The 12,915-nt window shown below is 66.5% G+C and carries 13 protein-coding genes; 6 read left to right on the forward strand and 7 right to left on the reverse strand.

The features are described 5' to 3' along the window. Positions 1-91 precede the first annotated feature (91 nt). Genes QX070_RS25335 through QX070_RS25345 form a run of 3 tightly spaced genes read left to right on the forward strand, consistent with a single transcriptional unit; the run spans position 92 to position 2,543 of the window. The gene (locus tag QX070_RS25335; protein WP_315739881.1) at positions 92-865 is read left to right on the forward strand and encodes an RsiV family protein; all 774 of its coding nucleotides are present in this window, start codon (positions 92-94) and stop codon (positions 863-865) included. 35 nt (positions 866-900) lie between these two features. Next, a complete protein-coding gene (meaB, locus tag QX070_RS25340) occupies positions 901-1,890 on the forward strand; it encodes a methylmalonyl Co-A mutase-associated GTPase MeaB (protein WP_315739882.1) in 990 nt (329 codons plus the stop codon). Then, positions 1,887-2,543, forward strand: coding sequence for a pyroglutamyl-peptidase I (locus QX070_RS25345; RefSeq protein WP_315739883.1), 657 nt, complete (start codon positions 1,887-1,889; stop codon positions 2,541-2,543). Before meaB ends, QX070_RS25345 begins: the two co-directional genes overlap by 4 nt. Positions 2,544-2,589: 46 nt before the next feature. Here the strand turns inward: QX070_RS25345 and QX070_RS25350 are convergent, their stop codons facing one another. Continuing rightward, positions 2,590-2,877 (reverse strand): GlsB/YeaQ/YmgE family stress response membrane protein, encoded by a 288-nt coding sequence (locus QX070_RS25350; RefSeq protein ID WP_315739884.1) that lies wholly within the window; start codon positions 2,875-2,877, stop codon positions 2,590-2,592. 228 nt (positions 2,878-3,105) lie between these two features. Between QX070_RS25350 and QX070_RS25355 the strand changes: the two genes are divergently transcribed. Continuing rightward, a complete protein-coding gene (locus tag QX070_RS25355; RefSeq protein ID WP_315739885.1) occupies positions 3,106-4,482 on the forward strand; it encodes a TIGR03808 family TAT-translocated repetitive protein in 1,377 nt (458 codons plus the stop codon). A 9-nt stretch (positions 4,483-4,491) separates the two neighbouring features. Here the strand turns inward: QX070_RS25355 and QX070_RS25360 are convergent, their stop codons facing one another. The 6 genes from QX070_RS25360 to QX070_RS25385 all read right to left on the reverse strand — a co-directional run bounded on the left by QX070_RS25360 (position 4,492) and on the right by QX070_RS25385 (position 10,322). Then, entirely contained in the window at positions 4,492-5,352 is an 861-nt protein-coding gene (locus QX070_RS25360) for a DMT family transporter (RefSeq protein WP_315739886.1), read from the reverse strand. Between the two features lie 68 nt (positions 5,353-5,420). Beyond that, a complete protein-coding gene (locus tag QX070_RS25365; RefSeq protein ID WP_315739935.1) occupies positions 5,421-6,017 on the reverse strand; it encodes a TetR/AcrR family transcriptional regulator in 597 nt (198 codons plus the stop codon). Positions 6,018-6,140: 123 nt separating this feature from the next. Beyond that, entirely contained in the window at positions 6,141-6,767 is a 627-nt protein-coding gene (locus tag QX070_RS25370; protein ID WP_315739887.1) for a TIGR03809 family protein, read from the reverse strand. Between the two features lie 469 nt (positions 6,768-7,236). Continuing rightward, complete coding sequence (locus QX070_RS25375) at positions 7,237-8,880, reverse strand: S8 family serine peptidase (protein WP_315739888.1); 1,644 nt, start codon at positions 8,878-8,880, stop codon at positions 7,237-7,239. 33 nt (positions 8,881-8,913) lie between these two features. Then, positions 8,914-9,756, reverse strand: coding sequence for a hypothetical protein (locus QX070_RS25380; RefSeq protein WP_315739889.1), 843 nt, complete (start codon positions 9,754-9,756; stop codon positions 8,914-8,916). Beyond that, positions 9,753-10,322, reverse strand: a complete 570-nt coding sequence (locus tag QX070_RS25385) for a sigma-70 family RNA polymerase sigma factor (protein WP_008961196.1) — start codon at positions 10,320-10,322, stop codon at positions 9,753-9,755. The genes QX070_RS25380 and QX070_RS25385 overlap by 4 nt, the downstream gene beginning before the upstream one ends. A 322-nt stretch (positions 10,323-10,644) precedes the next feature. Between QX070_RS25385 and QX070_RS25390 the strand changes: the two genes are divergently transcribed. Then, the gene (locus QX070_RS25390; RefSeq protein WP_315739890.1) at positions 10,645-11,793 is read left to right on the forward strand and encodes a GGDEF domain-containing protein; all 1,149 of its coding nucleotides are present in this window, start codon (positions 10,645-10,647) and stop codon (positions 11,791-11,793) included. An 11-nt stretch (positions 11,794-11,804) separates the two neighbouring features. Further along, positions 11,805-12,914 carry a DUF2336 domain-containing protein gene (locus QX070_RS25395; RefSeq protein WP_315739891.1) on the forward strand — a complete coding sequence of 370 codons (1,110 nt, stop codon included), beginning with the start codon at positions 11,805-11,807 and terminating at the stop codon, positions 12,912-12,914. Position 12,915 lies beyond the last annotated feature (1 nt).

Below are 12,915 nucleotides of genomic sequence, written 5' to 3' on the forward strand. Positions count from 1 at the left end.
CTGTAATCAATCGCCGCGCGTTCGATCTGGGCACGATCGAACCTTTGCGGTACGTGCGCGCACAGACAACCAAACCCGGATCACAAGTCTCATGTGTTCTACCAAACTGCTTGTCGCCGCCCTGTTCGGCCTGCTCACCCTCTCGCCGGCGATCGCCGCCGAAGCCAAGCCCGATGCGGCGATCAAGACCAAGGCCGCCGAGGCCAGCGTCACGCAAAGTGCCGACATCAAGGCCGATCCGGCGCTCGCCGCGAATTGCCTCGCCGAAGGCCGCAAGTGGATGGACAAGCAGGCCGCGGACGCCGCCAAGGACTACAAGGCGGACAAGGAACTGTTCCGCGACGGCCCTTACACCTATGGCCGCGACTATTCGGTGCGTTCGATCGTCGCCGATCGCTATGTCAGCGTGCTGCGCAACGACTACATGGACACGCATGGCGCCCATCCCAACCGGACGGTCGACACCATCCTCTGGGACAAGGCCGCCGCCAAGCGCATCTCGATCCGCCCGTTCTTCAACGAGACCGCCGACAACGGTCCGACCATGACCGCGATCAGCAAGGCGATCATCGCCTCGCTGCGGGCAGAGAAGAAGGCGCGCGACGCCGGCGACACTGACGAGTGGTGGTTGAAGAGCGTCGAGCCGAAGCTGCTCGGCATTGGCGCCGTCACGCTCGCGCCCTCGACGCTGGCCGGCAAGAGCTCGGGCCTCACCTTCCACTATCCGCCCTACGCCGTCGGCGCCTACGCGGAGGGCGATTATGTCGCCTTCGTGCCCTGGGAAACGCTGAAGCCCTATCTCAGCGCGGAGGGGCAGGCGATCTTCGGCGGCGCGAGGCCGAAGGGGGATGCGGAGGAGAACTAGCTGGCCGGGCCGCTCGCATCCGCTATAACGGGCGCATGTCCTCTCGTTCTCCTTCGCCAAATACCACGGCCTTGGCCGACGATATCAGCGCCGGCAGCCGCGCGGCGCTGGCGCGTGCGATCACCTTGGTCGAGAGCCGCCGCGCCGACCACCAGGCCGCCGCGCGGGAGCTGGTGCAGGCGCTGCTGCCACGGACGGGGCACGCGATCCGGGTCGGCATCACCGGCTCGCCCGGCGTCGGCAAGTCCACCACGATCGATGCGCTCGGCATGTATCTGATCGAACAGGGCCACAAGGTCGCGGTGCTCGCGGTCGACCCCTCGTCGGCGCGCACCGGCGGTTCGATCCTGGGCGACAAGACGCGGATGGCGCGATTGTCGCATCACGAGCACGCCTTCATCCGCCCCTCGCCATCGTCGGGCACGCTCGGCGGCGTCGCCGCCAAGACGCGCGAGGCGATGCTGCTGTGCGAGGCTGCGGGCTTCGACGTGATCCTGGTCGAGACGGTCGGCATCGGCCAGTCCGAAACCACGGTCTGCGACATGACCGATTTCTTCCTCGCCCTGATGCTGCCCGGCGGCGGCGACGAGCTGCAGGGCATCAAGAAGGGCCTGGTCGAGCTTGCCGACATGATCGCGATCAACAAGGCCGATGGCGACAACGTCAAGCGCGCCAACATCACCGCCGCCGACTATCGCGGCGCATTGCATCTGCTCAGCCCCCGCTCCGAGCACTGGCACCCACCGGTCGTGACCTATTCGGCGATATCAGGCACGGGCATCGCCGAGCTGTGGCAGAAGGTCCTGGATCATCGCAAGGCGATGATCGCCTCCGGGGAGTTCGCCGCGCGGCGGCGCGACCAGCAGGTGAAATGGATGTGGACCATGCTGGAGCAGCGGCTGATGGCGCGGCTGCGCACCGATCCGTCCGTCCGCGCGAAAGTGAAGAAGCTGGAGACCGACGTCGCCGAGGGCCGCGTCGCGCCGGCGCTCGCCGCCGAGCAGCTCGCGGAGATGCTGACATGAGCGAGCGGCCGCGCATCCTGATCACCGGCTTCGGCCCGTTTCCCGGCGCGCCGTCCAATCCGACCATGCCGCTGGTGAAGCGGTTGTCGGAGCTGCGGCGGCCGGCGCTGGACGACGTCGACATCACGAGCCACATTTTTCACGTGACCTATGCGACCGTGGATCGCGAGCTGCCCGCCCTGATCGCCGAGCGGCGCCCGCATGCGCTCCTGATGTTCGGCCTCGCCGGGCGAACATCATACCTGCGCATCGAGACCCGCGCGCGCAATGCGATCACCACGACCTTCCCCGATGCCGATCGCCACGTCGCGCGCAAGGGCGTGATCGCGCCGGGCGCACATCCGGCGACGTTCGGTCCGCACATGGCGCGGCTGCTGCGCGCGGCGCGCGCCACCGGCATCGATGCCCGGGCCTCGCGCGATGCCGGCAGCTATCTCTGCAACTATCTGAGCTGGCGCGCGATCGAGGCGACCAAGGCCGCCGAAGGGCCGCGGGTCGCCGCCTTCATCCACATTCCTCCCTTGCCGCGTGCCGGCTCGGCGTTGCCGCACGGCAGTTCGCGCATCACGCTGGAGGGGCTGGTCGATGCCGGCGAAGCCATGCTGATGGAGCTGGTCAAGCTCGTGCGACAGGCGACCTGTCGCACGAGCTGACGTCGATAGTGGTATGACCGTATGACCGCTGACCGTCAGCGCTGTGTCAGATGCTCCAACGGCGCCGACCGCCAAATCCCCCGCCGATCAGGCGCAGCAGGAGCAGCAGGACCACGGCGCCGATGAAGGCGTTGATGATCGCGGCGACCAGTCCGACGCCCAGATGGATGCCGAGCTGCGGCAACAGCCAGTTGCCGATGAAGGCGCCGACGAGACCGACGACCAGGTCGCCGATCAGGCCGAAACCGCCGCCCTCCATGACGCGGCCCGCGAGCCACCCGGCGACGATGCCGACGAACAGAATAACCAGTAGACTCTCATTGGACAGATGCATGACCCTCTCCTCGCCGATCCATTGCCGGAACAATGTCCGCGAGTCCCATTGGTTCCCTCGGGAGAGGCTCACCGGTTCGACGGGCAACCCCACGCCAGCGGCGATCTGACGTGAAGATTTAACCCTACCGCCAACAATCCCGGGCGCAGGCGCTCATCCTCAGCATCAGCTTTGAGGCTTTCAGCTTAAGTCGTGGCCGCACATCATCTTTTGCGCGAGACGCTGACCATGGATGTCAATCGCCGCCGCATTCTGGCTGGATCGGCTGCCGGCGCCGCCGGGGCATTGGCCCTGCCGGCGGATGCCGCACAGGTCGCCCCCTTGATCTCCGCGCTCGGGCGCGACGCCACACAGTATGGCGTCAAGCCCAACAGTCCCGACGACCAGACTCGCGCGCTGCAGCGTGCGATCGACGAGGCCGCCCGCGCGCAGGCGCCGCTGGCGCTGCCGCCAGGCACCTATAGGACCTCGATGCTGCGCCTCGCCAGGGGCAGCCACTTGGTCGGCATCCGCGGCGCCACCAAGCTCGTGTTCACCGGCGGCGGCCCGTCGATGCTGTCAGCAGAAGGCGCTGACGGCATCGGCGTCACTGGCGTGTCGCTCGACGGCGGCGGCATCGCCCTGCCCCAGCGCCGCGGCCTGCTCCATGTCGCCGCTAGCCGCGACGCCCGTATCTCCGATTGCGAGATCACCCGCTCCGGCGGCAGCGGCATCTGGCTCGAGCAGGTCTCGGGCGACGTCAGCGGCAACGTGATCACCGACATCGCGGTCACCGCCATCGTGTCGTTCGACGCGCTCGGCCTGATCGTGTCGCGCAACACCATCAACGGCACAAGCGACAACGGCATCGAGATCCTGCGCACCGCGATCGGCGACGACGGCACGATGGTGCTCGACAATCGGATCGAGGACATCAAGGCCGGCCCCGGCGGCTCGGGCCAGTACGGCAACGCCATCAACGCCTTTCGCGCCGGCAACGTCATCATCAGCGGCAACCGCATCAGGAATTGCGACTACTCGGCAGTGCGCGGCAACTCGGCCTCGAACATCCAGATCGTCGGCAACAGCGTCAGCGACGTGCGCGAGGTCGCGCTCTACTCGGAGTTCGCATTCGAGGGCGCCGTCATCTCAGGCAATACGGTGGATGGTGCCGCCTTCGGCGTCTCCGTCTGCAACTTCAACGAAGGCGGCCGCATCGCGGTGGTCCAGGGCAACATCATCCGCAATCTGATCCCGAAGCGGCCGATCGGCACAGCACCTGACGACGATGCCGGCATCGGGATCTATGTCGAGGCGGACTCCTCGGTGACCGGCAACGTGGTCGAGAATGCCCCGTCCTACGGCATTGTCGCCGGTTGGGGCCGATATCTCAGGGACGTGGTGATCTCCGGCAACGTCATTCGCAATGCGCTCGCGGGCGTCGGCGTGTCCGTCGTTCCGGGCGCGGGCACGGCGCTCGTCAGCAACAACATGATCTCCGGCACCCCGCGCGGCGCGGTGATCGGGCTCGATCACATCAAGCCGGTGACATCGGACCTGACGCGCGACGGGACGCAAGGTTATGCGCAGCTCTTGGTCAGCGGCAACGCGGTGCGACGAAGCTGAGCCGCCGCTTCAAATCGGCCGAGCGCTCGGCCTCACTTGTGTGATCGCGACGCCGGTGATCGCCAGCAGCCCGCCCGCAATCAGCTTCGGTGTCATCCGCTCGTCCAGGAACAATACGCTCGAGATCAAGGCGAACACCGGAAGCAGCAGGCTGAACGGTGCGACGCGGCTCATGGAGTAGCGGGCGATCAACCAGAACCAGACGCCAAACCCGACAATTCCGCCGATGAAGACCGTGTAGGCGAGCGCCAGCCATCCGCGTTCATCCGCCGCGGCAAGGCTCGCCACCTGGCCATATTCGAGGAACGACGACATGACCATGACTTGCGGCACGGTGAGCAGCGACGACCATCCCATCAGCATCAGCGGTTCAAAAGGGCCGTAGCGCTTGGTCAGGACGTTGGACACCGCGAATGCGAAGGCTGCGCCAACCACCAGCAGCAGCGGGAGCACGTTTGCCGTCAGACCCGGCTCGGCCGCCAGCACGACCACGCCGGCGAATGCAAGCCCTACTCCAGCGCATGTGGAGAGGGACGGCTTCTCCGCCAGCAGCGGCCACGCCAACAGGACGGTGAAGGGCGTGGCGAGTTGATAGGCGACGGCAGACATGCTTCCCGAGCCGAGCCCAAGACCAACATAGAACAGCCCGAAGTTCAGGCCGCCCAGGAAAACGGAAATGACTGCGATGTGACCGAGCTGTCGACGCGTCGGCCTTTTGACGAACGGAACGAGCAGCAGCGCGATGGCCAGAAATCGAAGCGCGAGAAAGAACAGCGGCGGAAACTCCGTCACCCCCACTTTGATGACGACGAACTGATAACCCCACAGCAAGGGAACGGCCACCGAACAGAGAATCTGGACCATGGTCATGGCATTCTCCATTTAAGGACTGATCGGTCCAGATATAGGCGACTCGAAAGCAAGGCGCTCAACGGTCTCTATCGAATGAAGCGGTCGAGAAGCGCGTCAACGGTGGCTTGCGATGTGATCGGCGTCGGCCCCGTCTTGCCGACCACGCGCAGCCCCTCAACGAAACAGACGAGAATTCGCGCGGCACTCGAAGGTTCGACACCATCGGCCAGCTTGCCCGCCATCTTCGCGCGGGACAGTGCATCCGCCACCCGGACCTCCATGGCCTTGAAGAAACTCGCGATGCGCCGACCAACTTCGGCGTCCTGGCCAGCAAGCTCCATGGCTGTCGCCACCAGCAGGCAGCCGCGCCGACCATTGGCCCCGCGCGTGCGGTCGACGTAGCCGGCAAGATAGGCCCGCAGGCCGTCGACCGGCTCCCTGCTTGGGTCGAGCTCGGTATCCATCCGGGCCAGGGCATCGGCGATGTAACGGTCAAGCGCGAGCAGGAACAGCGAGTGCTTGTCACCGAACGCGGCGTAGAGGCTGCCACGCGAGAGCTTCGTCGCCCGAAGAAGATCAGGCAGCGCCGTCGCGTGATAGCCACGCGACCAAAACACACCCATTGCCCGCTCGACAGCGGCGTCCATGTCGAAACTTCGCGGGCGCCCACGCGGCAACTGCATCGGAGTCTGGCGGCTCATCACCGATATATGGACCATTCGGTCTTGAAATCAAGTGACCAGATTGAGGGCGGCTTGCGGCCCCCTTGGCTGCGATGCGGAGTGGGTCTGGAGCTCGCCCTGCGCCTAGAACGCGACCGCCAGCGCGGGATAGCGGCGCTCGATGGCGTCGAGATCGACCACCGGCTCGTCATACTCGGCGTCGGATTGAATGCCGATGCTCAAAGCCTGCTCCAGGGCGAACATGTCGATGCGGGGCGGCGCGACGGCCGGCTCCGGCGCGATGGCATCTTCGGCCACATAGTCGGGTTCGATGACGTCGTCCGGTTCCAGATCATCCGCGGCCAGCTCGATCTCGGGCTCGACGATGATCTCGGACTCCGCAAGGATGGTTTCGAGCGAGGGCGGCAGCGCGATGGGGCGCCGCTCGATGGGATGATTCTCGTGGAGACGGAGTTTGATCGGCTCCGGCTCGGCGGGGCGCACGGGAGCGGGCGGCGCAGCCACCATCGCAGCCGGCCGCTGGCTCGGCACGATGCTCACCTGCTCGGGTTCGGCGCGGGATAGCGCCTGCCAGGTCTGCACCGCGGCCTTGGCGTGCCGGATATCGTCGAGGAGCGACTGCTCGGTGTAGTAGCGGCGCCAGCGGCCGCTCTGGAACAGCTCGGTCAGATGGTCCAGGCGCCTTTCGGCAAGCGCGCACCAGCGTGCAGCCAGTTCGCGGCTGCAAGTCACGTCCGGTCGATGTGTCATGGGGGAGCCCGTGAGATAAGGGGACGGACGCACTCGGCACGAATCAACGCAACGTGACGTGAATATTTTGTGGAAAAGGTTAACAAAGTCTAGCTAATGCCATGTTGTTTGGCGGCCAAACCGTAGTCGCGCGGAAATTTTCTCCGTGTTTTTTCGGAATCCGGCCTAGTGCAGCCACGCGAGCGCGGCCAACGACATCGCCTGACAACCCGAAGATGTGCCCATCGGGCGGGCGAACACTGCCGGATATCAATGTCGCCGGGATTTGACCTGGCCCAGAAATGGAAGACCCGTCCGGGGGGACAACCGGACGGGTCGAGCCATATGGGCGCTTGGGGTGGATGGGCGCTCGCGCCGTATATAGCCTTGGGGAGGGGATCACCGCTCCCACATGCTTTCTGTCGTGACCGCCCCGCTGCACGTTCAAAACGAGCGGGAGAATTTCGGAACGTTCACGAAAACGTTGGCGTCATTGCTGCGCCGGCCGAAGCGTGTCGCCGGCTGGAGATGCCTCGGTCACCGCGGCCGGCGCCGGGCGCAACTCGCGGGCCGCCGCGGGCTCCGTTTGCAGCCCCGCGGAAGGCACAGCAGCAGCGGGCGCATCCTGCGGCGAGACCACGGCCTGGACCGCCGCCAACGCATCCGCCTCCCCTGCCCCGAACAGATCGTCGCGTCCGGGGGTCCCGAGATCGCGCGCGGTCCCGGTCAGCACGGTCCGCACCGTTTCCGGCTTCAACGCCGGATTGCGCTCCAGCACCAGCGCCGCAAGCCCGCTGACATAGGCCGCGGAAAACGAGGTGCCCGAGATGATCTGATATTTTCCGTCCGGCGCCGGCAGGAAGATCTCGGCGCCGGGCGCGGCCAGCGCGATGTAATTGCCGCGGTTCGACGCCGGCAGCAACTGATCCCTGTCATCGGTCGCACTGACGGCGATGACGTTCGGATTGCCCGCAGGATACAGCGGCGGCGACTTGGCCCCGGCATTGCCGGCCGCGGCGACCATCACGACGCCCTTGGAAGCGACGGCCGCGATCGCGCGCTCGATCACCGCATCTTTCGGGCCGGCGAAGCTCATGTTGACGATCTGCGCGCCGTGCAGGGCCGCGTAGTCCAGCGCCTTCAGGATCACATAGGAGCTGCTCTCCGGCCCGCCGCCTTTCTTGGCCATGCCGAAGGCGCGGATGGCGATGATGCGTGCATAGGGCGCGCTGCCCATCAACCGCTTGTGCGACACGATCACGCCGGCGATGCCCGTGCCGTGCGCATGCGGTCCCTCGTCACCGCCGAGCGCGTCGAACGCGTCGAACGACGCGTCGGCGAATTCCGGGTGCTTGAGATCGACCCCGGAGTCGATCACGGCGATGGTGACGTTGGCGCCCTCGGCCAGCCTGTGCGCTTCCGGCAGCCGCAGCTTCGCCAGCGCGTATTGCGCCGGATCGCCCTCGACAGGCGGCGCACTCTGCTGCTGCAGCGTATAGCGGTAGTTCGGCTGCACCGAACGCACCCTGGCATCTGCCGCGAGCGCACGGCTGACCGCTTGCACCGAGCGGCGATCGGTGATCCTGAACAGGCCGATGGTGGCACCGATCAGCGGAAAGCGCTGCGAGCTGATGCGCTGCAGGCCATGGCGGCGCGCCAGCGCGTCGGCCTGGTCGATCGAGAGACCGTCATCGATCTCGGCGACGATCTCGTTGGCGACGGCCCGCGGATCGCCAGCGGCCGCAGCCTTAGGCTCGCGCCGTTGCGTCACCTTGGCGGACCTGCCTTTGTCCAATCTTCCTTGGGCTTGCCGGCCCTGCCCGTCCCCCGTCACCGACCGGCGGTCGAGACATTCACCCGACACGCTGCGATCCGCCGGGTTGCAGGACGCCTGCAGGTTCGGTGCAAATCGCGCATTGGGCAAGGTCGGGCGCAAGGCCATCCCGGTCGGCGGCGGCACACGCATCGCGGTGCCCGGGTTGATGCTTGGCACCCGGCTCGGGATGTTGATGTTGGGCGAACGCATCATCGCCTGGGCATGGGCACTGAGGTCGCCACCCGCGAAAGCAGGCATTGCGACGACAATCAGTATCGCGACCGATCTGGCGAACTGTAGCGGCGAAGTGGACGACATGGAGCCTCCGAATGACGTTCGGACGGCGCGGGCCTATTGCGCGGCCACCGCGAGGCTGACGATCTTCTCTCGCGCCAGACGGCCGATCAGGCTGTCGGCCTCGGCCTTCGACAGCGGCCGGTCGCCGAGTTGCAGCTTGAACAGGCCGCCTCTGGCGCCCTCGACGATCAACGCCTGGTAGCTGTCGAGCAACGCGGAGATGTCGGCCATGCGCGCATCCGGCGCGAACCGCACCAGCGCATAGGCGGGCGCGGTCGATCCGGCGACCTGCGGTCCAAGGCCGCGGATCAGCGGAGCGGCCGGGGCCGGTGCTTCGGCCATCCGCGAACGCGTCATGCTCTCGGGCGTCCGCTCCGCCGGGGCCGGCGCAGCAGCGCTCGGCGGCGGTGGCGCGGCCATCGGTTTGCTCGCGGGCTCGGGAGCTGCGTTCTTGTCCTCGACCGAGGCGGTCTGATAGGTCGCGGTCTGCGAGCGCATCAGCACGGCGCCGATAACGCCGGCCTGCGCCAGCACCAGAAGCGCGCCGAGGCTGACGGTCCACGCCAAGGTCTGCGGCGACAAGCTGTCGAAGAAATCCATCAGCCGCGCGCTGAAGCCGCGCGGCGCGGCAGGCTTTTGCATCGGATCCGCCTCGATCGCCGCGAACAGCTTCTGCATCGCGCGCATCGAGGGCGCGCCGAGGCTTTCGTTCAGCGCGATGGTCTCGGCATATTCCTTCTGGATCTCTGCATACTGCCTGGCGAGATCGGCATCGTGGGCAAGCACCTCCTCGACCCGGCGCATGTCGCGCGCGCTCAGCGTGCCGGCGGCGTACCACGGCAGCAGGAGTTCGATCTCTCCGGGCTCTTGCTCCAGCATCTTGCTCAAAGCCATCATGGCCAGCCTCTCTCAATGCCGGCCGCTTTCAGGAGTTCGGCCAATTTCTTGCGCGCATAGAACAGGCGCGTCTTGACGGTGTTTTCCGGAATTCCGACGATCTCGGCCACCTCCTCCACGGACTTCTCGTGGTAGTAGACGAGATCGACGATCTCCCGGTGATCAGGCGAAAGCGCCGTCAGGCACTTGCGCAATGCTTCGCCGGTATTCTTCTTCTGGACCGCGACCTCCGGATCGTCGGACGTATCCTCGATCGCGTTCGCGGCCTCGTCTTCCAGCTCAACGTCCTTCCGGCGCCGAAGTGCCGACAGGGCCTTGAACCGCGTGATCGCCAGAAGCCAGGTGGAGACGGCAGAACGGCCCTCGAACTTGCCGGCCTGACGCCACACGTCGAGAAAGACCTCGCTGATGAGGTCTTCCGCGACCTGCTCGTCCCGCACGAGCCGGAGCCCGAAACGGTACACCCTGACATGGTGCCGTCCGTACAGCACCTGCATGGCGAGCCGGTCGCCTTGAGCGATCCGGGCAATCAGGGTTTCATCTGACGCCGCTGCTGTCACGCTCAATGGCCGTCTCGCAAGATTGGTCTGGAGGATTGACGTCGCGGTTCGAATACAACCGCAAAAATCTTCAAAATACCGGAAAGATACGTCCCGAAATGTGAGTTGGCGCACAGACTTGCAGATTTCGCTGCAGCGCCCAGGTCGATCGCGACCAACGGGTTCCCGCCTACCATGTTCCGCCCGTTCCCGCCAACTGCGCGTCCTGAAAGCCGTAGATTCCCCGTCGCAGCACGACGCCGGCGGCCTCTTCGTCCATGCCCATAGATACCAAAGTTAAATGCTTTCCCACGTAGATTTTGAGCCAACGACGAAGAATCGCGAGCACATGGGCACGACGGCACCGCCTTTTCCCAGTCCGAATGTCGCTGAGGCCGGGGACGCGCAGCCGTCTCCGTCCAGCGACCTGCGCGCGCGTCGTGCCGGGCGGCGCCGGCAGATGCTGGCGCTGGTCGCAGGATGCTACCTGATCGACGCCGTCATCCTGCTGATCTACGCCAAGGCGGGCACCGTCCCGGTCACGATCGCGCCAGCCTACGCAGCGATCGGCGTTCTCACCGTCGCGCTGTGGACCGCTTTGTCGGAGAGCGGCTTCAACGACCGTTTCCGCGACCACTACCTCGTGGTGCCGCAATCGCTCGCCAGCATGATGATCACGGTCGCGTTCTGCTACATCGCGCCCGAAGTCAGCATCCTGTTCCTGTGCACGCTGTACATCGTCGTCGCCTTCGCCTCGCTGCGCGCGACGCCGCGCCAGAGCGCGATCTGCTGGACGTTCCTCGCGATCGGGCTGGCGGGATTGTTCCTGCTCACCGACAAGCCGCTCGGCATGCCGCACGACAGCGGCCTCGAGCGGCTCGCGACGCTCCTGGTCTTCCTCCTCACCATCGCCGGCTGCATGTTCCTCGGCATCTTCTCCAGCGCGCTGCGCGAGACGCTGTACCAGCGCGGACAGAAGCTAAAGGAAGCCTATCGCCGCATCGAGGAGCTGGCCGAGATCGACGAGCTCACCGGCGCGCTGAACCGGCGCTCGATCATGGATGTGCTGGACGAGGAGATGGCGCAGGCGCGGCAGGGCGGCCAGCCCTGCTCGGTCGTGCTGATCGATCTCGACTGGTTCAAGCGCATCAACGATACGCATGGTCATCCGACCGGCGACGACGTGCTGCGCACCTTCGCCATCACGATCTTCGCCAACATTCGCGGCAGCGACCGCTTCGGCCGCTACGGCGGCGAGGAATTCCTGCTGGTGCTGCCGGGCGCGCCGGCGGACGCCGCCGCGCGGCTCGCCGAACGATTGCGCCAGATCATCGCCGGCCTCGACTGGAGTGCGTTCTCGACCGGCCTGCAGGTCACGTTCTCGGCCGGCGTGGCCGCCCCGCGCGGCGACGAGACCGCCGATTCGCTGCTCGCCCGGGCCGATCGGGCGCTCTACGACTCGAAGGCGCAGGGCCGCAATCGCGTCACCAGCGCCTGAGCCATCCCGGCATGCCCCCGAAACCCACGCCGAACGAAAGCCTGCTCGACGAGCTCGAGGACACGCTCGCGCACGGCACCGTCGCGCGGCGGGTCGAGACCCTGCGCAAGGTGACGGACCTGTTCGTCGACGGCGCGACGGACTTCGCCGATGAGCAGGTCGCGCTGTTCGACGACGTATTCGAATGCCTGATCGACCACATCGAGATCTCGGCCCGCGCCCTGCTCGCGCGCCGGCTTGCGCCGCTTGCGTCGGCGCCGCCGCGGACGCTGCACCGGCTGGCCGATGACGACGCCATCGATGTCGCAGGCCCCGTGCTGTCGAAGTCGGAACGGATCGATGAGGCCGCGCTGATCCGCACAGCCGAGACCAAGAGCCAGGCGCATCTGCTCGCGATCTCGCTCCGGCGCGTGCTCAGCCACGCCGTCACCGACATCCTGCTCAGGCGCGGCAACGACGAGGTCGTTCACAGCACCGTCAGCAATCCCGGCGCCGACGTCTCGGGGACCAGCCTCGACACGCTGGTCGATCGCGCCGCGCTGGACGAAAACCTCGCCGCGTGCCTCGCCATGCGGCCCAATCTGCCGCGCCACCTCTATCTGAAGCTGGTCGCCAAGGCGTCTGCCACGGTCCGCACGCGGCTCGAGGCGGCAAATCCGAAGCTCACGCAGGAGGTTTCCTCGGCGGTGCGCATGGCGGGCCGGCGGGCGCGATCGAGCGCGGTGGCGCTGACCAGCCAGACCGAGATCGCGCACGCGCTGGTGCGCTCGCTGCATGCCGAGGGCCGGCTCGACGACCGTCTCGTCGTGCAGTTCACCGAGCAGCGCAAGTTCGACGAGGCCAATGCCGCCGTCGCGGCCATGGCCAACGTGCCGGTCGCGGTCGCCGAAAGCATCATGATCGAAAGCCGTGCCGAGGGCGTGATGATCCTTGCCAAGGTCGCAGGGCTGTCCTGGCCAACGGTGAAATCGATCATCCTGATGCGCGATGAGCTCGCCACCACCGCGCCGGCCGATCTCGATGCCTGCAAGGCGACCTATGAGCGGCTCCGGCGGTCCACCGCGCAGCAGGTGCTGCGCTTCCACCGCGTGCAGGACGCCGCGGCGCCGATGCAGGCGTAGT

This window comes from Bradyrhizobium sp. SZCCHNR1093 (assembly GCF_032381175.1).
Lineage (GTDB): Bacteria > Pseudomonadota > Alphaproteobacteria > Rhizobiales > Xanthobacteraceae > Bradyrhizobium.

Bases quoted from the DNA above. Each gene is read 5' to 3' on its own strand.
- QX070_RS25335 (WP_315739881.1), top strand. From the start codon at position 92: ATGTGTTCTACCAAACTGCTTGTCGCCGCCCTGTTCGGCCTGCTCACC.
- meaB (WP_315739882.1), top strand. From the start codon at position 901: ATGTCCTCTCGTTCTCCTTCGCCAAATACCACGGCCTTGGCCGACGAT.
- QX070_RS25345 (WP_315739883.1), top strand. From the start codon at position 1,887: ATGAGCGAGCGGCCGCGCATCCTGATCACCGGCTTCGGCCCGTTTCCC.
- QX070_RS25350 (WP_315739884.1), bottom strand. From the start codon at position 2,877: ATGCATCTGTCCAATGAGAGTCTACTGGTTATTCTGTTCGTCGGCATC.
- QX070_RS25355 (WP_315739885.1), top strand. From the start codon at position 3,106: ATGGATGTCAATCGCCGCCGCATTCTGGCTGGATCGGCTGCCGGCGCC.
- QX070_RS25360 (WP_315739886.1), bottom strand. From the start codon at position 5,352: ATGACCATGGTCCAGATTCTCTGTTCGGTGGCCGTTCCCTTGCTGTGG.
- QX070_RS25365 (WP_315739935.1), bottom strand. From the start codon at position 6,017: ATGCAGTTGCCGCGTGGGCGCCCGCGAAGTTTCGACATGGACGCCGCT.
- QX070_RS25370 (WP_315739887.1), bottom strand. From the start codon at position 6,767: ATGACACATCGACCGGACGTGACTTGCAGCCGCGAACTGGCTGCACGC.
- QX070_RS25375 (WP_315739888.1), bottom strand. From the start codon at position 8,880: ATGTCGTCCACTTCGCCGCTACAGTTCGCCAGATCGGTCGCGATACTG.
- QX070_RS25380 (WP_315739889.1), bottom strand. From the start codon at position 9,756: ATGATGGCTTTGAGCAAGATGCTGGAGCAAGAGCCCGGAGAGATCGAA.
- QX070_RS25390 (WP_315739890.1), top strand. From the start codon at position 10,645: ATGGGCACGACGGCACCGCCTTTTCCCAGTCCGAATGTCGCTGAGGCC.
- QX070_RS25395 (WP_315739891.1), top strand. From the start codon at position 11,805: ATGCCCCCGAAACCCACGCCGAACGAAAGCCTGCTCGACGAGCTCGAG.